This window comes from Pseudomonas sp. SM4 (genome assembly GCF_051913165.1).
Classification (GTDB): domain Bacteria; phylum Pseudomonadota; class Gammaproteobacteria; order Pseudomonadales; family Pseudomonadaceae; genus Aquipseudomonas.
This window is the reverse complement of record NZ_JBODOE010000020.1, coordinates 18,719-43,439: the sequence shown is the minus strand read 5'-3', so window position 1 is coordinate 43,439 and position 24,721 is coordinate 18,719. Positions and strand designations below refer to the sequence as shown.

26 protein-coding genes are annotated in these 24,721 nt (G+C 58.1%); 19 read left to right on the top strand and 7 right to left on the bottom strand.

Going from position 1 to position 24,721, the window contains the following annotated elements; translation table 11 throughout:
* Positions 1–136: 136 nt before the first annotated feature.
* From ACQ4MY_RS27355 to ACQ4MY_RS27335, 5 genes are all read right to left on the bottom strand, one after another.
* Positions 137–517 carry a Rho termination factor N-terminal domain-containing protein gene (locus ACQ4MY_RS27355; protein WP_440097074.1) on the bottom strand — a complete coding sequence of 127 codons (381 nt, stop codon included), beginning with the start codon at positions 515–517 and terminating at the stop codon, positions 137–139.
* Between the two features lie 150 nt (positions 518–667).
* Positions 668–922 carry a hypothetical protein gene (locus ACQ4MY_RS27350; RefSeq protein ID WP_008085501.1) on the bottom strand — a complete coding sequence of 85 codons (255 nt, stop codon included), beginning with the start codon at positions 920–922 and terminating at the stop codon, positions 668–670.
* A 44-nt stretch (positions 923–966) separates the two neighbouring features.
* Entirely contained in the window at positions 967–1,308 is a 342-nt protein-coding gene (locus ACQ4MY_RS27345; protein ID WP_008085503.1) for a hypothetical protein, read from the bottom strand.
* Positions 1,309–1,390: 82 nt separating this feature from the next.
* Positions 1,391–2,587 carry an MFS transporter gene (locus ACQ4MY_RS27340; RefSeq protein ID WP_440097073.1) on the bottom strand — a complete coding sequence of 399 codons (1,197 nt, stop codon included), beginning with the start codon at positions 2,585–2,587 and terminating at the stop codon, positions 1,391–1,393.
* Positions 2,588–2,696: 109 nt separating this feature from the next.
* A complete protein-coding gene (locus tag ACQ4MY_RS27335) occupies positions 2,697–3,350 on the bottom strand; it encodes an HD domain-containing protein (RefSeq protein WP_440097072.1) in 654 nt (217 codons plus the stop codon).
* A 218-nt stretch (positions 3,351–3,568) separates the two neighbouring features.
* Here ACQ4MY_RS27335 and ACQ4MY_RS27330 point away from each other — a divergent pair, with 218 nt between their 5' ends.
* The 12 genes from ACQ4MY_RS27330 to ACQ4MY_RS27275 all read left to right on the top strand — a co-directional run bounded on the left by ACQ4MY_RS27330 (position 3,569) and on the right by ACQ4MY_RS27275 (position 14,653).
* Complete coding sequence (locus ACQ4MY_RS27330; RefSeq protein WP_008085506.1) at positions 3,569–4,048, top strand: GNAT family N-acetyltransferase; 480 nt, start codon at positions 3,569–3,571, stop codon at positions 4,046–4,048.
* Positions 4,049–4,197: 149 nt separating this feature from the next.
* The gene (locus tag ACQ4MY_RS27325) at positions 4,198–4,710 is read left to right on the top strand and encodes a hypothetical protein (protein ID WP_440097071.1); all 513 of its coding nucleotides are present in this window, start codon (positions 4,198–4,200) and stop codon (positions 4,708–4,710) included.
* Positions 4,711–4,827: 117 nt separating this feature from the next.
* Positions 4,828–5,754 (top strand): hypothetical protein, encoded by a 927-nt coding sequence (locus tag ACQ4MY_RS27320; RefSeq protein WP_440097069.1) that lies wholly within the window; start codon positions 4,828–4,830, stop codon positions 5,752–5,754.
* Between the two features lie 298 nt (positions 5,755–6,052).
* Positions 6,053–6,715: a hypothetical protein gene (locus ACQ4MY_RS27315; RefSeq protein WP_008085509.1), complete on the top strand. Its 663-nt coding sequence runs from the start codon at positions 6,053–6,055 to the stop codon at positions 6,713–6,715.
* The gene (locus tag ACQ4MY_RS27310; protein ID WP_008085510.1) at positions 6,712–7,206 is read left to right on the top strand and encodes a PAAR domain-containing protein; all 495 of its coding nucleotides are present in this window, start codon (positions 6,712–6,714) and stop codon (positions 7,204–7,206) included. Before ACQ4MY_RS27315 ends, ACQ4MY_RS27310 begins: the two co-directional genes overlap by 4 nt.
* The gene (locus tag ACQ4MY_RS27305; RefSeq protein ID WP_238552725.1) at positions 7,203–7,937 is read left to right on the top strand and encodes an alpha/beta hydrolase; all 735 of its coding nucleotides are present in this window, start codon (positions 7,203–7,205) and stop codon (positions 7,935–7,937) included. The genes ACQ4MY_RS27310 and ACQ4MY_RS27305 overlap by 4 nt, the downstream gene beginning before the upstream one ends.
* A complete protein-coding gene (locus tag ACQ4MY_RS27300) occupies positions 7,934–8,437 on the top strand; it encodes a hypothetical protein (RefSeq protein ID WP_008085512.1) in 504 nt (167 codons plus the stop codon). The genes ACQ4MY_RS27305 and ACQ4MY_RS27300 overlap by 4 nt, the downstream gene beginning before the upstream one ends.
* 1,026 nt (positions 8,438–9,463) lie before the next feature.
* A complete protein-coding gene (locus ACQ4MY_RS27295; protein WP_440097068.1) occupies positions 9,464–10,453 on the top strand; it encodes a 2-dehydro-3-deoxygalactonokinase in 990 nt (329 codons plus the stop codon).
* A gap of 19 nt (positions 10,454–10,472) precedes the next feature.
* Positions 10,473–11,093, top strand: a complete 621-nt coding sequence (locus ACQ4MY_RS27290; protein ID WP_397482913.1) for a 2-dehydro-3-deoxy-6-phosphogalactonate aldolase — start codon at positions 10,473–10,475, stop codon at positions 11,091–11,093.
* Between the two features lie 62 nt (positions 11,094–11,155).
* Complete coding sequence (gene dgoD / locus ACQ4MY_RS27285) at positions 11,156–12,304, top strand: galactonate dehydratase (protein WP_440097067.1); 1,149 nt, start codon at positions 11,156–11,158, stop codon at positions 12,302–12,304.
* Between the two features lie 174 nt (positions 12,305–12,478).
* Entirely contained in the window at positions 12,479–13,789 is a 1,311-nt protein-coding gene (locus tag ACQ4MY_RS27280; protein WP_008085520.1) for an MFS transporter, read from the top strand.
* A 60-nt stretch (positions 13,790–13,849) separates the two neighbouring features.
* Positions 13,850–14,653 (top strand): IclR family transcriptional regulator, encoded by an 804-nt coding sequence (locus ACQ4MY_RS27275; protein WP_008085521.1) that lies wholly within the window; start codon positions 13,850–13,852, stop codon positions 14,651–14,653.
* On the opposite strand, the gene ACQ4MY_RS27270 is transcribed toward ACQ4MY_RS27275, so the two are convergent.
* A complete protein-coding gene (locus tag ACQ4MY_RS27270) occupies positions 14,650–15,702 on the bottom strand; it encodes an NAD(P)-dependent alcohol dehydrogenase (protein WP_141127034.1) in 1,053 nt (350 codons plus the stop codon). The genes ACQ4MY_RS27275 and ACQ4MY_RS27270 overlap by 4 nt on opposite strands.
* Before the next feature lie 191 nt (positions 15,703–15,893).
* Here ACQ4MY_RS27270 and ACQ4MY_RS27265 point away from each other — a divergent pair, with 191 nt between their 5' ends.
* Positions 15,894–16,784: an AraC family transcriptional regulator gene (locus ACQ4MY_RS27265; RefSeq protein ID WP_008085522.1), complete on the top strand. Its 891-nt coding sequence runs from the start codon at positions 15,894–15,896 to the stop codon at positions 16,782–16,784.
* Positions 16,785–16,967: 183 nt separating this feature from the next.
* Here ACQ4MY_RS27265 and ACQ4MY_RS27260 read toward each other — a convergent pair whose 3' ends face one another.
* The gene (locus ACQ4MY_RS27260; RefSeq protein ID WP_440097065.1) at positions 16,968–18,632 is read right to left on the bottom strand and encodes an electron transfer flavoprotein-ubiquinone oxidoreductase; all 1,665 of its coding nucleotides are present in this window, start codon (positions 18,630–18,632) and stop codon (positions 16,968–16,970) included.
* Between the two features lie 550 nt (positions 18,633–19,182).
* On the opposite strand from ACQ4MY_RS27260, the gene ACQ4MY_RS27255 reads away from it, so the two are divergent.
* From ACQ4MY_RS27255 to ACQ4MY_RS27230, 6 genes are all read left to right on the top strand, one after another.
* Positions 19,183–19,932: an electron transfer flavoprotein subunit beta/FixA family protein gene (locus ACQ4MY_RS27255; RefSeq protein WP_007908338.1), complete on the top strand. Its 750-nt coding sequence runs from the start codon at positions 19,183–19,185 to the stop codon at positions 19,930–19,932.
* On the top strand, positions 19,933–20,862 hold the full coding sequence (locus ACQ4MY_RS27250) for an electron transfer flavoprotein subunit alpha/FixB family protein (protein WP_440097063.1): 930 nt from the start codon (positions 19,933–19,935) through the stop codon (positions 20,860–20,862).
* Positions 20,863–20,942: 80 nt separating this feature from the next.
* Positions 20,943–21,764: a substrate-binding periplasmic protein gene (locus ACQ4MY_RS27245; RefSeq protein WP_440097062.1), complete on the top strand. Its 822-nt coding sequence runs from the start codon at positions 20,943–20,945 to the stop codon at positions 21,762–21,764.
* 9 nt (positions 21,765–21,773) lie between these two features.
* Positions 21,774–22,130, top strand: a complete 357-nt coding sequence (locus ACQ4MY_RS27240; protein ID WP_177323332.1) for a DUF4398 domain-containing protein — start codon at positions 21,774–21,776, stop codon at positions 22,128–22,130.
* A complete protein-coding gene (locus ACQ4MY_RS27235; RefSeq protein WP_008085532.1) occupies positions 22,127–22,939 on the top strand; it encodes an OmpA family protein in 813 nt (270 codons plus the stop codon). Before ACQ4MY_RS27240 ends, ACQ4MY_RS27235 begins: the two co-directional genes overlap by 4 nt.
* Positions 22,940–23,236: 297 nt before the next feature.
* Positions 23,237–24,676, top strand: a complete 1,440-nt coding sequence (locus tag ACQ4MY_RS27230; RefSeq protein WP_008087402.1) for an aminotransferase-like domain-containing protein — start codon at positions 23,237–23,239, stop codon at positions 24,674–24,676.
* The last annotated feature ends 45 nt before the right edge of the window (positions 24,677–24,721 follow it).

Genomic DNA, 24,721 nt, shown 5'->3' with positions numbered 1-24,721 from the left:
AGCAATCGCCGGCAAGCCAGATCCCACATTGAATCTGTGTCGCACCTAAACCCAATGTAGGAGCTGCCGAAGGCTGCGATCTGTTGATCTTCAAAGTCAAAAGATCGCAGCCTTCGGCAGCTCCTACAGGGGACTTTTAGCCGGCTCTGCGCAGCGCCTCGATCAACTCCTGCTTACGCATCGAAGACCGCCCCGGAATTTTCTTGGCCCGGGCCTCCTTCATCAAGCTATCAACCGTCTGCGCATCCCGCGAAGCCGGGCTTTTACGCGAATGTCCCTCGCGACTGGCCACTGCGCGCCGCGCTGATTCCTGGCGATCTTCGGACTTGGCGCTCGCCGGTTTCTTGCGTCCGGAACCGCCGCTCTTCTCGCCGCCGCCCGATTGTTTGTTCACCGTCGCCCAGGCCCGCGCCTCGGCTTCATCCTTCGACACGCCCTTTTTCTCGTAGCTGTCTTCGATATGTTCGGCTTTACGCTTCTGCTCGGTGGTGTATTTTTCTTTGCTTCCACGAGGCATGGGATTTCTCCTTGCATCGGCAGATGAATTGCCATGTAGGAGCTGCCGCAGGCTGCGATCTGTTGATCTTGAAAATCAAAAGATCGCAGCCTGCGGCAGCTCCTACATGATTAATGATCACACGATCACACGATCACACGATCACATTGCTCAGCTTTCGAGCTTGCGTGCAGCCTCGACACCGGCGGCGCTGAGCTTGATTGGCAGGTTCAACGAATGTTCGCCGGCCTCGTTGCAGGTCACATGACCGTGGTGAATCAGTCCGCGATCCTGCAGGGCGGCGAGGGCGCCAGCCACGACTTTTTCGCCCCGGTAATTGTCCAGCACCTCCTTGCCCAGGCCACTCGGGTGGGCGTGCAGCAGTCGGGTGAGGACTTCTTTTTCCAGGTTTTTATCGACGTTCATGGTTACCTCTTCATTGGATTGAATAGGACGCTCGCGTCGGCGAACTACTGACCGGAGCCTTCGGAACCGGAGCCACCGGTGGTGGTTTTCGAGCCGATGCCGGGGCCCGCGTTGTCTGGCGTGGCAGGGGCATCGGGGGTGTTCATGCCGCCCTGGCGACCCGGGTCGCTGCCCTGAGTGCGCGGATCAGTGCCGGTGGCGGGCGGCTGATTGATCAACGGTACGCCGGAACCATCGGTGTTCATGCCGGGAGCACTGTTGATGGCGGGGGCGCGGGGCGGGGTCGGATCGGTAGGGCCGGTGCCCGCAGCGGTGGCGGATGCGGCGAAAACCGCAGGGCAGAGTAGGGCGCTGAATACGAAAGCGGTCAACCTTGACGGGATCATAGGGCTTCTCCAGTGATTGGAATCCTTACCTGTCGTTGGTCTGCCCGGTGATCGGATTGGTGCCTGATCAGCGACGAACGGTCTAGGCCGGCGTCGCCGTTTTGACGTTGAGTCGACGCCAGAGCAGACGAGCCACGGTGATCAGCCAGTTCACCAGCGCCACGGCCAATACCGTGAGCAGCAACGTCGCCATCCCCTGTTCGACGATGATTTTCCCGGCCACCAATGGAAAGCCGAACACGCCGATAAAATACGAAAGACTGAACAGCAACAAGGCCTGCGAAGTGCTGCCGGTCGGCGCTTCGTTGGCGGCGAGGCCGTTGATCACCGAATACGTCAGGCCATAGCCGATGCCGAGCATCAGCGCGGCCAGCAGATAGGTGAATCCACTGTGCACGCCGAAGGCGAACAGCACGATCGAGCCGAGCATCAGCCCCGACAACAGGCAGGAAGCGCGCAGCGGATCACGCTTGACCACATAACCTGCGATCAGCATCCGGCTGCTGATCGCTGCACTCATAAAACCGAGGAAGAACAGCGAATAATCCAGTGAGCGCGCGGTCGCGTAACTGGTCTGGAAACTCGACAGTCCGCCAAATACACAGCCGCCGAGCCCGACCATGATGATCGGAAACACCGCGCGCGAGCCGAGGACTTGAGTGGTCGCTTGCCAGGTGATTTTCGCCGCCGACGTGGCTTGGGTGCTTTTCAATCGAGCACCGAGGCGCCAGAACAGCAGCACACCGATCAGGCTCGCCAACGCCGCCAGATAAAACGCCGAAGTCACCGGCCAGCCCAGCGCACTGGCGGCGCGCCCGAGCAACGGGCCGCTGCCGATCCCGGTCATCATGCTGCCCGAAAGCAAGGCAAAGTACTTCGCACGCTGCGCCGGGGTCACCAGACTGGCAACGATGATCGGCCCCAAGGTGTAGAAAACGCCCCAGCCCAGACCTAATAGCAAACCGAAGAACAGCAGCAGATGGCCGAACCCCGGCGTCATCGCAAAACCCAGGCTCGCCGTCACCAGCAACAACCCGAACAGCGCAATCGACCGCGCCGCGCCGAGCATGTCGGACAAGTGCCCGGACACCAGCACCGCGACAAACGTACTGAGCATCGCTGCCGAAATCACACTGCCGGCATCGTGCTCATTGCCGCCGCGAGAGCCGATCAACAGCGACAGCAAAAACGTCGAGCCATACGACAGCGACAACAGGTAACTGGCGAGGCAGAACAGGCCAAACAGCTTGCCTGACACTTGCGGCGTTGCTTGCGACATGACGCGTTCCTTGACCGGAAAAAATTGAGCGTCATCTGTTTAACACGTCGCCCGCGCGGGTTAGGTCTGAGGTTGGCGAAGTCAGGTTCAGCACTGGCCGGAGTAACGCTCAGACGATGCCGATTTCTTCCAGCAATTGCTCCATGAAGCTTTTCAGACGCTGATGCCGAATCTGCGCCAGTCGCTTGCCGGCGGCGGTCTGGAAACCGTCGGCGAGGTGCAGCAGTTTGGTCTGGAAATGATCGAGGCAAAAACGTTTGTCGTCGTAGTCGCGTTGCTTCGCTTGGGGATCTTGCGGGTCGTACAGCGCCGAGCCCATGCGTCCGGCAATGTAGAAGGTGCGGGCGACGCCGAGCATGCCCAGCGAGTCGAGACGGTCGGCGTCCTGGACGATTTTCGCTTCGAGGGTGAGCGGGCTGATGTTGGCGGAGAAACTGTGGGCTTCGATGGCGTGGGCGACGGCGGCGATTTTTTCGCTGGGCCAATGCATCTGCGCGAGCACCGCCGCCGCTTTTTCTGCCGCCAGACGTGAGGCGTGTGCACGCAGTGGCGAGTTTTTCTCGACGGCCACGCAGTCGTGCAGCAGTACGGCGGCGAGCAAGACTTGCAGATCGCCGCCTTCGCCTTCGTGCAACGTGCGCACGTTGTGCCAGACCCGCTGCAGGTGCGCGAGGTCGTGCGCGCCGTCGTTTGAGGGTTCCAGGGCGTGGGGCAGCAGCTTGGCAGCGAGTGGGGCGAGCGGAGCAAAAGCAGTTTCGTTCATGTGCATCCTTGCAGGCTGTCGTGGATTTTCGCTTGATGATACTTCTGTGGTGAGGGGATTTATCCCCGATGGGCGCGTAGCGACCCCAAAAAATGGGCTGCTGCGCAACCCGTCGGGGATAAATCCCCTCACCATAGGGCTCTCTACCACGTTTGGAATGTGACGAGCGCCGCCCACGGCCTTAGTATGGCGTTTTCCTTTTCCGACAAGGCCCGTCCATGACGATCGAAATCCGCCCGGCGACCCCCAGTGATGCCCCGCAAATCCTCGCCTTCATCACCGAACTGGCCGATTTCGAAAAAGCCCGCCACGAAGTCATCGCCAGTGTCGCCGACATCGAGCGCAGCCTGTTCAGCGAAGGCGCCACCGCCCACGGCCTGATCTGCCTGCGTGACGGCTTGCCGATCGGCTTTGCGGTGTTCTTCTTCAGCTATTCAACCTGGCTGGGCAGCAACTGCCTGTACCTCGAAGACCTCTACATCACCCCCGAACAACGTGGCGGCGGCGCCGGCAAAACCTTGCTGCGGCACTTGGCGAAAATCGCCTGCGCCAATGACTGCGGTCGCTTCGAGTGGAGCGTGCTCGACTGGAACACGCCGGCCATCGATTTCTACAAATCCCTTGGTGCGCAACCGCAGGAGGAGTGGGTGCGCTACCGCATGGATGGCAAGGTCTTGCGCGAGTTTGCCGAGGGCTGAACAACGTTGGCGTTAATTCGATTGTCGGCACTTTGCCAGTCCGGCATTCTACGCGCCATTTTTGCGCGCTCATGGATGACACCTGCAATGCTTCAGGCACCCCTTCTCCACGCCCGTGGAGCCTTCGCTGCGTCAACGAGTGACCGGCGATGAGCACACTGCGGGCGGCAATGCACTGGTATATAGCGCTCGTCTTTTTGCTTTGCAGTTCATGTACTTCGAATCACGGCAGGCCAATAGCGAAGCTTGACTTCGAAAGTGTTGCAATGACGCCGAGCGCAAGTTCGTTTTTCGTACGGTTTTCAAGTGATACGGACCTTTTGACATTGTTCCAATCCAGGATCGGCCAAGAGCTGGTCTGTGCCTTGGACGGCGATGCGGATTTTTCGATTGGCCATTACCAGAAACGCTACGGCAGCGGCATCGTTGAGTTGAGCGGAAACGCTTCGAAAGGAAATTATATCTCCCGGGTCATTTTTCGAGAGACCGGAGCTGTGCGGGGTACACAACGTATTCTTGCGGGAGATGAATTGCGCAGAGCTTTAAGGGTGGGCGACGTGGTTGTGTGCGTTTTTAGAGTGCATACAACGAAATACAAAACCTATTTTTCAGATTTTATGCGTATCCCGGCCATGGATTTTATAAGGGCGCTCGGCACGTGAGCGCTGATTATTTGAACTGCTGTGTGCATCAAGATCGGGTTGTTGTTAATTGACAGGATCTCCCGTCGGTATTCCGAGTTCCGAATTTATTCTCGTGATAGAGCGGGGGGTAAACCGTTGAATATGCGTATCTTCAAGTGGATGCTGATTGGCAGTTTTTTATCCTGCACGGCGTGCATGCACCTGAACGTTCCCCCCGCCAGACTTGAGTTTGTTTCAATCCAGCGCGCCAACTCTTCTTATTACGACCTGCGTTTCACCTCAGATCGAAACCTTATCAATCTGTATGAGGATTACGGCAGGCAAGGCCAGATCAGTACGACGATTCATTGTTCGCTGAATGGCGATGCTGATTTTTCCATCGAACATCGAATCGAGATGGAGGCGTCGGGACGCGTCAGCGCCATGCGTCTGATCGAGGGAGATCGGCGGTACGAGATGCTTGCGCATATCAGGGTCGAGAATCACGGCATCAATGATGGTTTTAATGACATCAGGCCGATTGAACTGGTGCGCATGCTCAAACCGCAGCAATACATACCGTGCAAGGTAGTGATTACGGCGTTCCCGTTCGTGGCGTATTACTCGAAAGTCATGTACCTGCCAACTTCACGCTTTATTGATCAAGTGCGCAGTCCGCGGGTAGCACCGCCACGGGTCACTCTACTGGCCGAGGATCGCATGCGTACGCTGTTGCCAGAGGCCCCGATTTGCATCGTGCGCTGGCGACACATTGCCGAAACACCGTATGACGAACTCGATCGTATTGGCCTTTGCGACGACCTGCCCTACGTCGGATTACTTGCCTCGTTTGCACCGTATCGATTGGCTCTGAGCATCGTGTCCTCGTCGGATCTGACGCCAAAACCGCTGACAACATACGTCATTGTGCGCGGGGATGGCCGTCAGGAACCGGGGGTTTCTGACGAGCATGGTCACACTCATCACCTTGGCGCAGAAGATTATGAAGTCGTGAAAGTGTTCGCTGAAGAGGGCGTGACCAGTGTTGATCGGTCGACGAAATGGATTGATGCCGCTCCTTGATATGCGGGCGACTGACTCGATGTGCAGCAGGATTGTCCGGTGGTTAGCTCAGCATGGTCGGCAGTGCGCAATCTCGGAACAGGGATGAGTGCGCTATCGCATGGATAGTAAGGTCCTGCGCGAGTTTGCCGAGGGCTGAAAACAATGATGGCAATCCAGTACTAATTCGATTGTCGCCAGCGCTCTAGTCCGGCATTCTACGCGCCATTTTTGCGCGCTCACGGACGACACCTGCAATGCCTCTGGCACAACTTCTCCACGCCCGTGGAGCCTTCGCTGCGTCAACGAGTGACCGGCGATGAGCGGACTACGGGCGACAATGCGTCTGTATGGCCTGGTGAAAAACTCAGGCTCCACTGACAACCCCCAGCGGCAACCGGTCGATATTCTGTGCATCACAAATCGTACGGGCGCAATCGCCATTCGTGCGTTCGTGTCACGCCTCGATGCCGAGTTGATGACGCGCAGTGCCGGGCTCGACGATTACCGCGTGATACCGCTGCGCACTTTCGATCCGACAGCGTTTATCGACGCCCATCAAGGCTGGCTGACGCTGCACATTTGTTGTGGTTTCGTCGCCCCTGCCGAGCATTCGCTGCTCAAGGACGGCGGATTGATGCCGATGGGCTGGTACGCCTATTCCGAGATCGGTCAGTGGACGGCCGAACATCATCTGGACCTCGGCACACAGATGGCCGAACTGCTGCAATCGACTTACCAGCGCAATCACCTTAGCAACTACAACGCTTGGCTCAACGAACTCGACGATGCGACATCTGCCGAGCTGGCATGGCAGGTCGACGAAGCCTGGCAGCTTCTGCAATTCGCTACACCCCCCGACAGCCGTGAGCATTGCCACGCCCTGTTCGATCCCGTCGACAACCGCTGGCGCTTTGCCGCGACCGACGTCGATCTCCACCAGCCGCACCCGGAACCCCAGAAGCAAGGAGCTTTGAATTGAGTGGTAAACCCGCTGCACGCGTCACCGACCCGACCGCCTGCCCGTTGCCAGGCCATGGCAACAATCCAATCGCCTCCGGCTCGCCCGACGTGTTCTTCGACGGACTCGCGGCTGCGCGCATGACCGATAAATCGGCGTGTGGCAGCCCGATTACCGGAGCCGTTTCCGGCACCGTATTCATCAACGGCCTGAACGCGGCCACGCTCGATAGCACCGGAGGCCACGGCAATGTCGTGGTTGGTGGTTCAGGGACGGTGATTATCGGCCAGAGTGGCGGCGGGGCAGCGTTTAGCGGATTGCTGCCGATGCCGGTGCATTTTACGGACAAGATGCAGCTGGTTGATGAGTTCTCGGGCGAGCCTGTTGCCAATCATCCTTACACAATCAAACGTGGGGATGGCAGTGAAGAACACGGCGTTACGGATGCAGCAGGCTTTACACATGCCGTCAGCTCTCATCTTGCTGAAACCATCGAATTGTTTGCGGAGTGATTGAAGTGGGAGCGGATAATTCAACACCGGATGACAGCAAAAAGAGCCTTGGAACCCATGCGTTAACGTGTCCAACAGACGAGGAAGTTAAAAAGTTCAAGTACAGGCGGCGTGCTGTAGCTTTCTTTGTCGGGGGAGCGGGCGATAAAGAAAGTTATTATGGTTTTGGGCCGGAAAATAATGTCAATTATGCAAGATTGCCTTTTGATGAATCGGTGAAGAAGGCCGACTACGCTCCGGGCGTGAAGTCACATCATCTTGGATATAACGAGGTCATTGGCGAGAAAAATATACAGGCCAATGTGCTAGGGGAGCTGTGCAAAAATGATGCTGTTTATATCGTTGGGCATAGTCTCGGTGGTTGGAATGGAGCGCATTTGTCAGCTATTTTGAGTGACTTGGGATACACCGTGAAGATGTTGGTGACGCTCGATCCTGTCGGCAAAGGGGCCTTGGTGGGAAGTATCTCTAATATTTACCCGGATACACCTAGACCCAAAGCCGGGCTGTGGATAAATATCTTGGCCAAGTCGTCAGAATCCAATGTGTCCGACTGGGTTGCGGGTGTTGGTGAACAGTGGGTGTTGGAAAGTGGGCCTAACGTAAATAGCATAATGGATGTCAATCACGACAAGGCTGCGGTGATGTTTACTACCGTTTTGGCTGATGGAAAGTCTGCCTTGCATTACATGATAAATTCGCTGAATAAATACTATCGAGGCGAAATATGAGTGGCTTTAGAGTGTTTTTGTTGGTTCTCGGAGTGATGCTTGCGGGCTGTACTCTAAAGCAGGATAAACCGCCCGCTAATCTTGAGTTTTCCAAGATTGAGAGAGTGGGTGAAACAGTGTTGTACGATCTTTATTTTTCGTCGGATATCAATATTCTTGGCCCCTACAAGTCATTGGTTGGCGTTAGGTTTATTTGTGCGTTGGGGGACGACTTTAATTTTGAAGTGGGCCACAGAATGAAGTGGTTTGTTAATGGCTCGGTTTCGCGAAATCGGGCAGGCTCAGATCTTGATTTCATTTCGCGGCTTACTTTTAGTGAATCCGATGCCAATGGCTCTAGTGAGACAGATTTAACGCCTATAGAGATCAAACGTATTCTGCAGTACAAGGCTGAAATCCCGTGCAAGTTTATGGCCAGTGCTACGATGATGGACACTTATTTTTCCAATGTGATGTATGTGCCGGTGGTGGAAATTCTTCAGGCAGTGAGTGATCGTTGAGTTGGATGTAAAAGATGCTGTGTTTGAAGTGTGTGGGAGCGGTAATGGCTAGGTTACTATTGGTTGTTTTATTTGTTTTGTGTTCCTCTTGTATGCAGTTGCATGTGCCAGCGCCAAGGATTGAATTTACATCAATCGAATATGACGCGGGTCGATACAATCTGCGCTTTAGGTCCGACAGAGACTTGGTTAACTTGTACGACGCGCACGGGATAGTGCGCAGGTCGGTACGTGGCTGATCTGTTCACTTGATGGTGATGTCGATTTTTCAATTCTGCATCACACTCGTTATACCGTTAATGGTGTCGTTGATGAAGTTCGCACCGTTGAAGGTGACCGCCGTTATGAGTTTAACGTGCAAGTCGGATTTGAGGAGGATGTTGATCAAGGTGCTAGTTCTTTGTTCATCAGAAAGGAAAAACTGCTTTCAATGTTGAAAGGGCAGGACTATACCTTGCCGGACGACAACTATTGCTACGTTCTACAATGCTTGCTATTCAAAGATTACGTATATCCCGATCTCTCGGGTCATAAAAGAAGTTCAGCATGAAATTACCGCGCCGGAATATGTAATTCTACCGCCAGAAGTACAGCCATTATCGTGGTTGATGTTTGAACAGATATGCATTACAGATAAACGCTACCACGGCGGGAACATTATTGTTCATGGCGGAGCGTGCAGCAGCATGCCCTACAGCGGGTTGTTGAGCTCTTTTGCACCTCTGAATGGAAAATTCCGCATTTTCGATACTCGCACCCAACATCCCAAGGCGAATGTCAGGTACATGATCAAGCGACCAGATGGCCGCGAAGAGGAAGGCCTGAGTGACGCTCAGGGGGATACTCATGTGTTTGGCTCGGATCATTCTGAAACTTTTAAGCTGTTTCTGTTTGAGGAGGGGCTGGGATCGTTGGTGATATAGACGATATCCCATAATATGGGATGTAAAATTACATATTGAGATTTCCAGTCTGAGAGGTCTATAGTCCATCGCACTCACTGCCAAAAACAAAACAGGTGAAGCGATGCTGGCGCAATTGATCGCGCTCGACTGGGGGACGACCTCATTACGTGCTTACAAACTCGCGGCGGGCGGTGTGGTGCTGGAGCAGCGCGCGCTGTCGTCCGGGATCATGCAGTTGCCCAAGACCCCGCGAATCATCAACGGTCGCGAATGCGCCGATGGTTTTGAATTGGCCTTCGACGACGCGTGCGGCGACTGGCTCGATGCGCAGCCGGATCTGCCGGTGATTGCCTGCGGCATGGTCGGCAGTGCGCAGGGCTGGCGCGAAGCGGCCTACTGCGAGACGCCGGCAAACGTCGCCAATCTCGGAAACTCCCTACAAACAATTGTCAGTCTGCGCGGCACGCGGGTGCATATCGTGCCGGGCGTGATTCAGCGTTCGAACTTGCCGAATGTGATGCGCGGCGAGGAGACCCAAGTGCTCGGCGTCCTGCAGAATCTGCCGGTCGAGGCGGGCGCTGATCTGCTGATCGGGCTGCCGGGCAGTCACTCGAAATGGGTGGACGTGGTCGATGGCTGCATCACTCATTTCGACACGTTCATGACCGGCGAAGTGTTCGCCGTGCTCAGTGAGCACAGCATCCTCGGCCGTACCCTGAAGCAAGGCGCGGTGTTCGATGCTCAGGCGTTTGACCGCGGTGTGCAGATCGCGCAGTCGGCGGACGGTGAGCTCGGCGTGCTGTCAACCTTGTTCAGCGCCCGAACCCTGGGCCTGACCGGCGAACTGAGCCAGACGGCGCAGGCGGATTATCTGTCCGGCCTGATGATCGGCCATGAACTGGCAGCACTGGCTGGCGCGCAACGCCGTCGCCGTAACAATCTCAATCTTCCTTCGATCATCCTGATTGGCAACGCGCAACTCTGTGCGCGCTACAGCCGCGCCCTCGATGCCTGTGGTTTCGCCAATGTGACGCTGGCCGAGCAGGCCACCGAGCGTGGACTGTGGCAACTGGCGCTGGCCGCTGGACTGATCGATTCCTCATCCCGTTAACCCTGACTGGAGGCCTGACATGCTCAAGCAAGCATTGGCGCAAAACGGTCTGATCGCGATTCTGCGTGGCCTGCATCCGCAGGAAGCTGCCGCTGTCGGAGAAGTCCTGTATGCGGCCGGATTTCGCGTCATCGAAGTACCGCTCAATTCCCCTTCGCCGTACGAAAGTATCCGCATTTTGCGTACGACCTTGCCCGCCGATTGCCTGATCGGTGCTGGCACGGTGTTGACGCCGGAACAGGTTGAGTTGGTGAAAGAGGCCGGCGGCCAAGTGATCGTCATGCCGCACAGCGATGCAAAGGTTTTACGCGCAGCAAAAGCGGCGGGGCTGTTTCTGTCGCCGGGTGTTGCCACGCCAACGGAAGCGTTCGCGGCGCTGGCGGAGGGCGCGGACATTCTCAAGCTGTTCCCGGCCGAGCAGATGGGGCCGGCGGTCGTCAAAGCCTGGCTCGCGGTGTTGCCGTCCGGGACGGTGCTGGCGCCGGTCGGCGGCATCACCCCGGACAACATGCAGGCGTTCATCGACGCTGGCGTGAAAGGGTTCGGCCTCGGTTCCGGCCTGTTCAAACCGGGCATGACCCCGGAGCAAGTGGCGGTGAATGCCAAGGCCTACGTGGCCGCGTGGAAGGCCCTTCGCTAAGACTTTTTTGGCGCTGCGTGCGCTGCATCTAATAAGAGCTGCATTTACAAAAGAGAGCAGAGATGAAAATCACCAAACTCACGACCTTCATCGTTCCGCCGCGCTGGTGCTTCCTCAAGATCGAAACCGACGAGGGCGTGACCGGTTGGGGCGAGCCTGTGGTCGAAGGCCGCGCGCACACCGTCGCCGCCGCCGTCGAAGAATTGTCCGACTACCTGATCGGCAAAGACCCACGCAACATCGAAGACATCTGGACCGTGCTGTATCGCGGCGGTTTCTACCGTGGCGGCGCGATTCACATGAGCGCGTTGGCCGGTATCGACCAGGCGCTGTGGGACATCAAGGGCAAGGCGCTTGGGGTGTCGGTGAGTGATCTGCTCGGTGGTCAGGTGCGCGACAAGATTCGCGTGTATTCGTGGATCGGCGGCGATCGCCCGGCCGACACCGCGTGTGCGGCGAAAGAGGCGGTGAGCCGTGGTTTCACTGCGGTGAAAATGAACGGCACCGAAGAGCTGCAATTCCTCGATACCTTTGAAAAAGTTGATCTGGCGCTGGCCAACGTCGCCGCCGTGCGTGATGCGGTCGGGCCGAACGTCGGCATCGGCGTCGACTTCCATGGCCGCGTGCACAAGCCGATGGCCAAGGTGCTGATGAAGGAGCTCGATCCGTACAAGCTGATGTTTATCGAAGAGCCGGTGCTCAGCGAAAACTACGAAGCGCTGAAAGAACTGGCGCCGCTGACCAGCACGCCGATTGCCCTCGGCGAGCGGCTGTTCTCGCGTTGGGACTTTAAACGCGTGTTGAGCGAAGGTTACGTCGACATCATTCAGCCGGATGCTTCCCACGCCGGCGGCATCACCGAAACCCGCAAGATCGCCAACATGGCCGAAGCCTACGACGTCGCGCTGGCGCTGCATTGCCCGCTGGGGCCGATTGCGCTGGCAGCGTGTTTGCAACTGGACGCGGTTTGTTACAACGCGTTTATCCAGGAGCAAAGCCTGGGCATCCATTACAACGAGAGCAACGACTTGCTCGACTACGTGAAAGATCCGCGGGTGTTCGATTACGACAAAGGCTTCGTGAAGATTCCGAACGGGCCGGGGTTGGGCATCGAGATCAACGAGGAGTACGTGATCGAGCGTGCGGCGGTCGGCCATCGCTGGCGCAACCCGATCTGGCGCCATGCCGATGGCAGCTTTGCCGAGTGGTGATTCCTGCCTGACACACCCGATGAGATCGTTCCCACGCTCTGCGTGGGAATGCCTCAATGGACGCTCTGCGTCCGCTTTTGGGACGCAGAGCGTCCCGGGCTGCATTCCCACTCGGAGCGTGGGAACGATCAGGCCTCAGGCCGACCTCAATAAACATAAAAAGAGGCTCTCCCCATGCAACCGCAAACCCTCACCGGGCAGGCGTCTTTAGTCACGCCCAGCCGCAAGCGGTTTTTCATCATGGTGTTGCTGTTTATCACCGTGGTCATCAACTACCTCGACCGCAGCAACCTGTCGATTGCCGCGCCAGCGCTGACCAGTGAGCTGGGCATCGATCCGATTCACGTCGGCCTGATTTTCTCCGCGTTCGGCTGGACTTACGCCGCCATGCAGATCCCCGGCGGCTGGCTGGTCGATCGCGTGCCGCCGCGCATCCTTTATAGCGTCGCGCTGCTGCTGTGGTCTATTGCCACGGTGATGCTGGGTTTCGCCGCCAGTTTCATCGCGCTGTTCGTGCTGCGCATGGCGGTCGGCGCGCTGGAAGCACCGGCCTATCCCATCAATAGCCGCGTTGTAACAACCTGGTTCCCCGAGCGTGAACGCGCCACGGCCATCGGTTTCTACACCTCCGGGCAATTCGTCGGTCTGGCATTCCTGACCCCGGTGCTGGCCTGGCTGCAACACGAATTCGGTTGGCACATGGTGTTCGTTGCAACCGGCGCGGTGGGCATCATCTGGGCAGCAATCTGGTACGCGGTGTATCGCGAGCCACGGGATTTCAAAGGCGCCAACGAAGCCGAAATCGACCTGATACGCGAGGGCGGTGGTCTGGTTGATATTCAGCAGGAATCGGCCAAGGTCAAAGCCAAATTCAGCTGGACCGATCTCGGCATCGTTCTGACCAAGCGCAAGTTGTGGGGCATTTACCTCGGCCAGTTCTGCCTGAACTCGACGCTGTGGTTCTTCCTGACGTGGTTCCCGACCTACCTGGTGAAATATCGCGGCATGGACTTCATCAAGTCTGGCCTGTTGGCGTCGCTGCCCTTTCTCGCAGCGTTCGTTGGCGTGTTGTGCTCGGGGTTCTTTTCCGACTTTTTGATCCGTCGCGGCTACACCGTCGGCTTTGCGCGCAAGTTGCCGATCATTGGCGGGCTGCTGATTTCTACGTCGATCATCGGCGCCAACTTCGTTGAGTCGACGCCTTTGGTGATTGCCTTTCTGGCGCTGGCGTTCTTCGGCAACGGTCTGGCCTCGATCACCTGGTCGCTGGTATCGACCTTGGCGCCGGCACGCTTGCTCGGGCTGACCGGCGGGGTGTTCAACTTCATCGGCAACCTGTCGGCGATTGCCACGCCGATCGTCATCGGCTTCCTCGCCAGCGGCGATTCGTTCGCGCCGGCGATCACCTATATCGCGGTTCTCGCATTGATCGGTGCTTTGTCCTACGTGCTGCTGGTTGGCAAGGTCGAGCGTATCGAGTTGTAGTGGTCTGCGTCGGGCGACCATAATGCCGCCCGTTCCCTCGCTCAACGGTAAAGGCTGGATATGCAGGAAGACGCTCCGGAAAAAACCAAGGACGCCGCGCCCACCGGCACGCAAACACTGTTGCGCGGCCTGGGTGTGGTGCAAGCGGTGGCCAGTGGCGCCCGCGATCTCAAGGAAATTGCCCGGCTGATCGGCACCACACGCAGCACCACCCATCGTCTGGCCAGTTGCCTGGTTGATGAGCGTTACCTGCGCGTGGTGCCGCAAGTCGGTTACCTGCTCGGGCCGAAGCTGATTGAACTGGGTTTTCAGGCCCGCGAAGAATTGCCGCTGGTGACCCTGGCTGCGCCGTATCTGGACGAGTTGTCGGCGCTGACCGGTGACACCGTGCACTTGGGCATTCGTGAAGGCGATGAAGTGCTGTATCTGCTGAAGAACCCGGGACGTAATGGCCCGGAAATGCGTTCGCGGGTCGGCCATCGCATGCCGCTGGCGCGCACCGGGATTGGCAAGGCGTTGATGCTCGATGACTCGCCGAAAGATTGGCAGCGGCTGTACGACATCAGCCTGCCGGCGGGTGGGAAAAGTCAGTTCTGGCCTCAGCATCCCCAGCAGTCGTGGGAACAGCTCGAACAGCGCATGACCGAGTACGTCGCCGGTGGCTACGCGTTCGATCTGGAAGACAACGAACCGTCGATCCGCTGTGTGGCGGCGCCGATTCGCGATGCGAGCAAAGGCATTGTTGCGGCGATCAGTATTGCCAGCACCGTGCCATACATGCCGCTGGAAAAAATGGCCGAGCTGATTCCCCTGATCAAAGGGGTCACAGCCCGGCTCTCGGCAGAGCTTGGCTTGAAGGTTTAAACCTTGAGCGTCGCCATGTCGATTACGAAACGGTACTTCACGTCACCGGCGATCATGCGCGCGTAAGCCTCGTTGATCTGGCGGATGTCGAGCATTTCGATGTCGCAGGTGATGTTGTGTTCGGCGCAGAAATCCAGCACTTCCTGGGTTTCGGCGACGCCACCGATCAACGAGCCAGCCAAAACGCGACGGCTCATCACCAGTTTGCCGGCGTGTACCGGTGGATCAACCGGCTCGATCAGACCGACCAGAATGTGCACACCGTCGAAACGCAGGGTGTCGAGGTACGGATTCAGATCGTGCTGCACCGGGATGGTATCGAGCAGGAAGTCGAAGTAACCGGCAGCGGCTTTCATCTGCTCGGCGTCGGTGGACACGATCACGTGATCGGCACCCTGACGACGACCTTCTTCTGCCTTGCTCGCCGAGCGGGTGAACAGCGTCACTTCCGCGCCCATGGCCTTGGCGAACTTGATGCCCATGTGGCCCAGACCGCCCATGCCGAGAATCCCGACCTTGTCGCCGGCCTTGACGCCGTAGTGCTTGAGCGGCGAGTAGGTGGTGATGCCGGCGCAAAGGATTGGCGCAGCGCTGGCCAAAGCCAGTTTCTCCGGGATGCGCACCACGAAGTGCTCGCTGACGACGATGCTGTCCGAATAGCCGCCCATGGTGTTGCTGCCATCGACCCGATCCGGGGTGGCGTAGGTCATGGTCGGGCCTTCGAGGCAGTATTGCTCAAGGTTCGACTGGCAGGCTTCGCAAGTGCGGCACGAGTCGACCATGCAGCCAACCCCGACCAGATCGCCTACTTTGTGCTGGGTGACATTCGCACCGATCGCGGTGACTTTTCCGACGATCTCGTGGCCAGGCATCAGCGGGTAAACGGCGATGCCCCATTCGTTGCGCGCCTGGTGGATGTCGGAGTGGCAAACGCCGCAGTAGAGGATCTCGATCGCGACGTCGTCGGCGCGCGGGCTGCGGCGTTCGAATTTCATCGGGGCGAGGGGCGTGGTGGCCGATTGGGCGGCATAGCCGATGGCGGTGTACATGTGAAACCTCGCAAAAGCAGGAACAAGTGAGGCGGCGCATTCTGGGCGCTGACTGACCGGTCGGCCATGACGATTCCTCCGGGTCTCATGCCTAATCCTCCGGCATGCGGGTTTGATCGGTCGCATTGGCAAAAGGATCTGCGATGATGCTTGCATCCCTTTTTTCGCTCCATTTTCAGTGAAGAGCTTTGATGCAATTAACCCGTCATCTTGATGCCAATGCCCGGCTGGTTTCGCTGATCGAACCGCTGGCGCTGCGCGATGGTTATTCCCCGACCGGGTTGCCCGGTGTGCAAGTGTTGCGTGCCAGTTGCGACGTCGCCCGTGGCCCGCACATTTATGAGCCGAGCCTGATGATCATCGCCCAGGGCAGCAAACTGGCGTTTCTCGGGCCGCGCACCATGGAGTACGGCGCTGGGCATTACCTGATTCAGGCACTGCCGGTGCCGTTCGAATGCGAGACGTTTGCCTTGCCGGATGCGCCGTTGCTCGGGGTGTCAGTGGCGATTGATCGGGTGTTGCTCGGTGAGCTGGTGTTGGCCATGGGGCTGGCGCCGGGGCGGCATATTCCGGCGCAGACGCCGGAGTCGATGACTTCGGTGGTGCTCGACGATGACATGCGCGGTTGTGTCGAGCGCTTGCTGAGCTGCCTGCACGATCCGCTGGAATGCCAGATTCTCGGGCCGGCGAGGGTAAGGGAATTGTTGTTTGTCGCGTTGCGCGGGCCGCAGGCCGATGTGTTGCGCGCGTTGGTCGAGCAGCAGGGGCAGTTTGCGCGGGTGGCGGCGTCGATCAGTCATCTGCATGCGCATTACACCGAGCCATTGAATGTCGAGACATTGGCCGGTTGCGCGAACATGAGCGTGTCGACCTTTCATGAGCATTTCAAGCGCAGTACGTTGTTGTCGCCGGTGCAGTATTTGAAGCGTTTGCGGTTGTTGAAGGCGCAGACGTTGCTGGTGGCGGAGGGCTTGGGCGTGGCGCAGGTGGCGCATCGGGTGGGGTATCAGAGTACGTCGCAGTTCAGTCGCGAATATAAGCGCTATTTCGAGCGTAGCCCGGGCGACGAACGCGCTGCCTGAGGATTTACACACTCCCTGTGGGAGCTGGCTTGCCAGCGATAGCAGTGGTTCAGTTTGCCGTGATGTCGTTTGACACGGCCCCATCGCTGGCAAGCCAGCTCCCACAGGGATTTGTGTTGCTAGCGGAATTGCGGGCAACAAAAAGGCCCCCGGTTCGGGAGCCTTGATGTTCAGCGGTTCGACTTACATATTCGGATAAGTCGGGCCGCCAGCGCCTTCCGGCGTGACCCAGGTGATGTTCTGCGAAGGGTCCTTGATGTCACAAGTCTTGCAGTGCACGCAGTTCTGGGCGTTGATCTGGAAGCGCTTCTCGCCGTCTTCCTTGGTGATCACTTCGTACACGCCGGCCGGGCAGTAGCGCTGCGCCGGTTCGTCGTACAGTGGCAGGTTCTTGCTGATCGGGATGCTCGGGTCTTTCAGCTTCAGGTGGCAAGGCTGTTCTTCTTCATGGTTGGTACCGGAGATGAACACCGAGCTGAGTTTGTCGAAGCTGAGTTTGCCGTCAGGCTTCGGATAGTCGATCTTCTTGCAGTCGGCCGCGAGCTTGAGGCAAGCGTAATCCGGCTTGGTGTCGTGCAGGGTGAACGGCAGTTTGCCGCCGAATATGTTCTGATCCAGCCAGTTGAAACCGCCGCCGACGATAGCGCCGAACTTGTGAATCGCCGGGCCGAAGTTGCGGCTGGCAAACAGTTCGTCGTAGAGCCAGCTCTTCTTGAACGCGTCCACATAAGTGGTCAGTTCTTCAGTGCCGTCCTTTTCAGTGAACAGTGCGTCAGCCACCGATTCCGCGGCGAGCATGCCGGACTTCATCGCGGTGTGGCTGCCTTTGATCTTGGCGAAGTTCAGGGTGCCGAGGTCGCAACCGATCAGCGCGCCGCCCTTGAAGACCATTTTCGGCAGCGAGTTCAGGCCACCTTTGCAGATCGCACGAGCGCCGTAGCTGATGCGCTTGCCGCCTTCCAGGTACTGCGCCAGCACCGGGTGATGCTTGAGGCGCTGGAACTCGTCGAACGGCGACAGGTACGTGTTGCTGTAGGACAGATCGACGATCAGGCCGACCACCACCTGGTTGTTTTCCAGGTGATAGAGGAACGAGCCGCCGGTGTTCTCGGTGCCCATGATGTCCAGCGGCCAACCGGCGGTGTGCACTACCAGGCCTGGCTGGTGTTTGGCCGGATCAATTTCCCAGATTTCTTTCAGGCCGATGCCGTAATGCTGAGCGTCGGCATCGCTGTCGAGGTTGTAGCGTTTGATCAGTTGCTTGCCGATGTGGCCACGGCAGCCCTCGGCGAACAGCGTGTATTTGCCACGCAGTTCCATGCCCGGGGTGTACAGGCCTTCTTTCGGGTTGCCTTCGCGGTCGACGCCGAGATCACCGGTGATGATCCCGCGAACCACGCCTTGTTCGTCGATCAGCGCTTCCTGAGCGGCGAAGCCTGGGTAGATTTCTACGCCGAGGTTCTCCGCCTGTTGGGCCAGCCAGCGGCACAGGTTGCCGAGGGAAATGATGTAGTTGCCTTCGTTGTGCATGGTCTTGGGCACAAAGAGGTCTGGAATTTTTTGTGCGCTTTCGGCGTTTTTCAGCACGAAAATATCGTCGCGGGTGACGGGCGTGTTCAGCGGGGCGCCGAGTTCTTTCCAGTCCGGGAACAGTTCGTTCAGAGCGCGTGGTTCGAACACGGCGCCGGACAGGATGTGTGCGCCGACTTCGGAGCCTTTTTCGACCACGCAGACGCTGATTTCCTTACCGGCTTCGGCGGCCTTCTGCTTCAGACGGCAGGCGGCGGACAGGCCAGCGGGGCCGGCACCGACGATGACCACGTCGAATTCCATGTATTCGCGTTCCACAGGCTATCTCCTACTCAAGGCTCACAGTTTTTTTTCTAATTTGGAGGTTCGGTGTCGCATCCGTTATTGCCTTTACGTTAACGTCAAGGGTAATAATGGGCAAACCACCTTTCTCTCTAGGCGGCGCATTATATCTACACCACTCCGAGCGTCCAATACAAACGTTTGTTTGAATTGGCTCCAGCCCAGAGAAATCAAAGAAGCGCGGCTTATGAATGGTCATTTTGCTGTATTGACCGGAATAGGCGTTCCGGTCAAGATACGGGCGGTTTTGCGCTCGTCGTAGGCAGACTGGCGGTTTCAAGAGCACCTCTAAAGACAGGGCACAGGCAATAAAAGGTGATGCGCGGCGCAGTCCGGCGCGCAGTTTACACAGCGTGAAGATCCATGACTCGTCGGTCGCCCCTGACGAACGGTCGCAGGTCTTCATACCGTGCAGCCACCAGACACCCGAGTCGGCGTTTTTAGAGGTGCCCTTTTAGCCTGATGAGCATCAACCGCCAGGTTCGCCTAGGCGACTTTCTTTTCACCGGAGAGTAACGAGGAATCCATGAAGGTTCTTGTAGCTGTCAAACGCGTTGTGGATTACAACGTCAAGGTCCGCGTCAAGGCGGACAATTCCGGCGTCGATCTCGCCAACGTCAAGATGTCGATGAACCCGTTCTGCGAAATCGCAGTGGAAGAAGCCGTACGCCTGAAAGAGAAAGGTGTTGCGACTGAAATCGTCGTCGTCTCCATCGGCCCGACCACCGCTCAGGAGCAGCTGCGTACCGCACTGGCTCTGGGTGCCGACCGTGCCATCCTCGTCGAATCCGCTGAAGATCTGACCTCGCTCGCCGTGGCCAAGCTGCTCAAGGCTGTGGTCGACAAGGAACAGCCGCAGCTGGTGATCCTCGGCAAGCAGGCCATCGACAGCGACAACAACCAGACCGGCCAGATGCTCGCTGCACTGAGCGGCTACGGTCAGGGCACGTTCGCCTCGAAAGTCGAAGTCTCGGGCGACAGCGTTGCCGTGACTCGCGAAATCGACGGCGGCGCGCAGACGGTTTCCCTGAAACTGCCGGCCATCGTCACCACCGACCTGCGTTTGAACGAGCCGCGCTATGCGTCCCTGCCAAACATCATGAAAGCCAAGAAGAAGCCTCTCGAAGTGCTGACTCCGGACGCTTTGGGCGTTTCCACCGCCTCCACCAACAAGACCCTGAAAGTCGAAGCGCCGGCTGCACGCAGCGCTGGCATCAAGGTCAAGTCGGTGGCTGAACTGGTTGAAAAACTCAAGAACGAAGCGAAGGTAATCTAAATGACTATCTTGGTTATTGCTGAACACGACAACAAAGTGCTGGCCCCGGCCACACTGAACACCGTGGCTGCTGCTGCCAAAATCGGCGGCGACATCCACGTTCTGGTTGCTGGCCAAGGCGCTGGCGCCGTGGCTGAAGCCGCTGCGAAAATCGCAGGCGTGAGCAAAGTTCTGAACGCTGACAACGCGGCTTACGCGCATCAGCTGCCGGAAAACGTTGCGCCATTGGTTGCTGAGTTGGGCGCTGGTTACAGCCACATCCTGGCTGCCGCCACTTCCAACGGCAAAAACATCCTGCCGCGCGTTGCTGCGCAGCTGGACGTTGACCAGATCTCCGAGATCATCTCGGTAGAAAGCGCTGACACCTTCAAGCGCCCGATCTACGCCGGTAACGCTATCGCTACCGTACAGTCGACCGCCGCGATCAAAGTGATCACCGTGCGTGCCACCGGTTTCGACCCGGTTGCTGCTGAAGGTGGCTCGGCTGCTGTTGAAGCCGTTGGCGCTGCACACGACGCGGGCACTTCGAGCTTCGTTGGCGAAGAACTGGCCAAGTCCGATCGTCCAGAACTGACCGCTGCCAAGATCGTCGTTTCCGGCGGCCGCGGCATGCAGAACGGCGACAACTTCAAACACCTGTACGCCCTGGCCGACAAGCTGGGCGCTGCTGTCGGTGCTTCGCGCGCCGCGGTTGACGCAGGTTTCGTACCGAACGATATGCAGGTCGGTCAGACCGGCAAAATCGTTGCGCCACAGCTGTACATCGCCGTCGGTATCTCCGGCGCGATCCAGCATCTGGCCGGTATGAAAGACTCCAAAGTGATCGTTGCGATCAACAAGGACGAAGAAGCGCCGATCTTCCAGGTGGCCGATTACGGTCTCGTGGCGGATCTGTTCGAAGCAGTTCCTGAGTTCGAGAAGCTGGTCTAATCCAGCGGCTTCACTTATAAAGAGCCCGGCCTGTTGGTCGGGCTTTTTTTTGTCTCGGATTTGAGTGGGAGCGTTTTGCCATGGATCTGCGCTGCGGATGGTTGTTGGGTTTGGCCCTGTTGCCCGGTTTGGCCATGGCCGCTGGCAAGTGCGAGCGCCTCGTTGTCACCGGCAGCCCCGACGCGCCTCCGTACCTGTGGCAGGACCCGCAAAATCCCAAGCAGTTGATCGGCGCCAGTGCCGACCTGTTGCAACAAGTCGCCAAAGATCTTGGCATCAAAGTCGAGCTGCTCTACGCCGGCAAACGCTCGCAAGCTGTCGATGAGGTGCGCAGCGGCCGCATGGACATGCTCGCTGACGCGCCACTGACCTTCAACGAGCTGGAAAACCTCGACTACATCTATCCGCCGCTGCTGGAGAACGACTACCTGGTGTGGACGCGCAAAGGCTCGACACTGGTTTACAGCGAAGCGAAAGACCTGCACGGTCACGCCGGCGCGCTGTCGGAAAAGTCTCGAATGACGCAAGGATTTGGCACTTTTGCCGAGCAGAATCTGACCCTGACCAAGACAGCCAACCTCACCCAGGCCCTGCAGAAATTGCTCCTCGGCGAAGTGGAATATGTACTGGCCGGCCGCTACTCGGGCATGGCCGCCGCGCAGGCATTGGGCATGGCCAATGATCTGCTGGCGTTCGAGCAACCCATCGACCGCCCGGGGCTGTTCCTCGCGGTTTCCCACAACTCGGCCTGCAACGATCCGTGGTTGCGCGGACAGCTGGCCAAAAAGATGACAGAATTGCCCGCGTCCGGACTGACAGAAGCCGCGCTGCAACGCAATATCGAGCGCTGGAAGGCGCAGCAGCAACAGCCGCAACAACCTGTCAGTGCCCCAAAACAGTAGGGATTCTTAGTGAGTATTCGACCTCTTTTCGCGGCGATGGCCGTTCTGGCCCTGGCCGGTTGCGCCAGCGATCCGGCACCTAACGAACAAATGCGTCTCACCGAACAAGCCATTACCCAGGCCAAGGCTGTCGGTGCCACTGCCGACGACATGCCGGAAATGAAACTGGCCGAAGCCAAGTACGACCGCGCCAAAGGCAATATGGCTGACGAGTCCTATCGGAATGCGCGCATGCGTGCCGAACAGGCCGAGCTGGATGCGCGTCTGGCTGAAGCCAAAGTGCTGACCCAGAAAAGTGAAGAACAGGTGAATGTGCTCAATACCCGCATCGTCCGTCTGCGCAAGCAACTGGGAGATGCCCAATGAGCCTCAAATCCAAAACCATCGGCGCGCTGATTCTCGCCGGTTGCGCCAGCCTTTACGGCTGCGCCGGTCAACACAGCGAATCGGCTCTGCAAGAGGCGGGTGCTGACTTCCAGAAAGTCAAAGAAGACTCCAACGTGCTGCGCATCGCGCCGAAAGACGTGATCCGCGCTGGTGAATCCCTGGCACGCGCCGATCGCCTGTCGACCTATTGGGGCAGCGGTTCGGACGTGGTGCATTACGCCTACCTGAGCCAGCGCTACAGCGAAATCGCCCGCGAGCACACCAATCAGGTGCTCAACGAAGAGCGCGCGGCCAAACTCGAACTGGAACGTCAGCGCCTGCAACTGGCCCTGCGTGAATCGAAGCTGCTCAGCGTTCAGCAGCAAGGCAAATGGCTGGAAGAACAGATCGTTGCACTGGCCACCACGCAGACTGATCGTGGTCTGGTGATGACCCTTGGCGATGTGCTGTTCGACACGGGTGAAGCGGAGCTGAAAAACTCGGCCAATCGCGTGGTGCTGAAGATTGTCCAGTTCCTGCAACTGAATCCGAAACGCGTGGTACGCATCGAGGGTTACACCGACAGCACCGGCGGCAAGCAGGAGAACATCAAACTATCACGCGACCGCGCGCAAGCAGTGGCCGACGTGCTGATGGATCTCGGTATCGAGGACAAGCGCATTCAGGTCGAAGGCTACGGTGACGAATACCCGGTGGACGTCAACGCTTCCGAGCGTGGGCGGGCACAGAACCGTCGCGTGGAAATTGTCTTCTCCGACGAAAAAGGCCAACTCGGCGCCGCCCGTTAAGCCAGGTGAAACCCTGTAGGAGCTGCCGAAGGCTGCGATCTTTTGATGTTGATCTTAAAAACAGGATCAAAAGATCGCAGCCTCGTTGCACTCGTCAGCTCCTACAGCGTTCCAGTACATAGCCCGGCAAGCACCGGGCTTTTTTACGTCTGTCGAATGGGTCGCAAATCAGTACAGTCAGGGGCAGACACCGCACTGTATGGTCGACTAAAGTGGCAACTGTCCCAGTACACTTCTAAACTGTTCCGGTATTGTTTCACACAAGAATAAAATGCCCGTGAAATCGAGTGCTGCGTCATGACCAATCTCTTGCTCTACCAACGTATTGCTCAGCAACTGGCCGAAGACATCCGCCGTGGTGTCTATCAACCGGGGGAGCGCGTGCCTTCGGTGCGCAAGATGAGTTCGCAGCTCAACGTCAGCCATGCAACGGTGTTGCAGGCCTACGCCAATCTCGAAGATCAGGGGCTGATTCGCGCACGTCCGCAGTCCGGTTATTACGTCCACCAGACCCCCGCGCTGACCGCGCCGACGCCGGATATCGCCCGGGTCGAGCGTCCAGGCCTAGTCACCCGCAGCAGCATCATTCAGCAAGTGCTGGTCGAGTCGCGTCGTGAAGGCGTATTCCCGCTCGGTGCCGCTGTGCCCAGCGTCGATTATTTACCGGTGCGCGCGCTGCATCAGCAATTGGCCAAGGTCACCCGGTTCCATAGCCCGCGCGCCTTCAGTTACATGTTCAGCCCCGGTTTTGAACCGCTTCGCCGGCAAGTGGCGATTCGTATGCGCGATGCCGGCGTGGTGGTCGACCCGTCGGAAGTGGTGATCACCCACGGTTGTGTCGATGCCCTGCAGATGTCGCTGCGGGTACTGACCCGGCCGGGCGATCTGATTGCCGCCGAATCACCGACTTACTACGGTCTGTTGCAACTGGCGGATCTGCTCGGCCTGAAAGTCATCGAAATCCCCAGCGATCCTGCTACCGGCATGAGCCTCGAAGCCCTGCAACTGGCGGCCAACCAATGGTCGATCAAGGCGCTGGTGCTGACCACGCGCCTGAGCAATCCACTGGGCGGCACCATGCCCGAAGAGCGGCAGAAGCAGTTGCTGCGCCTGGCTTCGGATTTCGATATTCAGATTGTCGAAGATGATATCTATGGCGAACTGATGTTCGAGCAAGGCAAGACCAAAGCCCTCAAGGCTTACGACCGCCTGGACCGAGTGATTTACTGCTCAAGTTTCTCCAAGACCCTGTCGCCCGGTGTGCGCATCGGCTGGATGATTGCCGGCAAGTACCAGCAGGAAATTCAGCGTCTGCAGACCTTCAGCACCCATTCGGCGTGCAGCGTGACGCAGATGGCGATTGCCGCTTATCTGGAAAACGGCGGTTATGACCGGCATTTACGGTACATCCGCCAGGAATACCGAAAAAACCTCAGCGCTTTCCAGTTGGCGGTGCAGCAGTACTTCCCCGAAGGCACGCAAATGACCCGGCCCACGGGCGGTTTCATCCTTTGGGTGAGTCTGCCGGGGAGGGTGAACACTCAGGAGTTGCATATCCGCGCGTTGCAGCAGGGCATCAGCATTGCGCCGGGGCTGATCTTCAGCAATACCGAGCAATTCAACCACTGTATCCGCCTGAACTGCGGCATTCCGTGGAATCGCGAGGCGGAACGGGCGTTGATGACTCTGGGGCTGCTGGCGACCCAACTGTGTCAGGAAACGGCTGGCGGATTCTGAACGAGCGGACGTTCATGCTTGTCTTGTCGCGTCCAACAAGCGAGC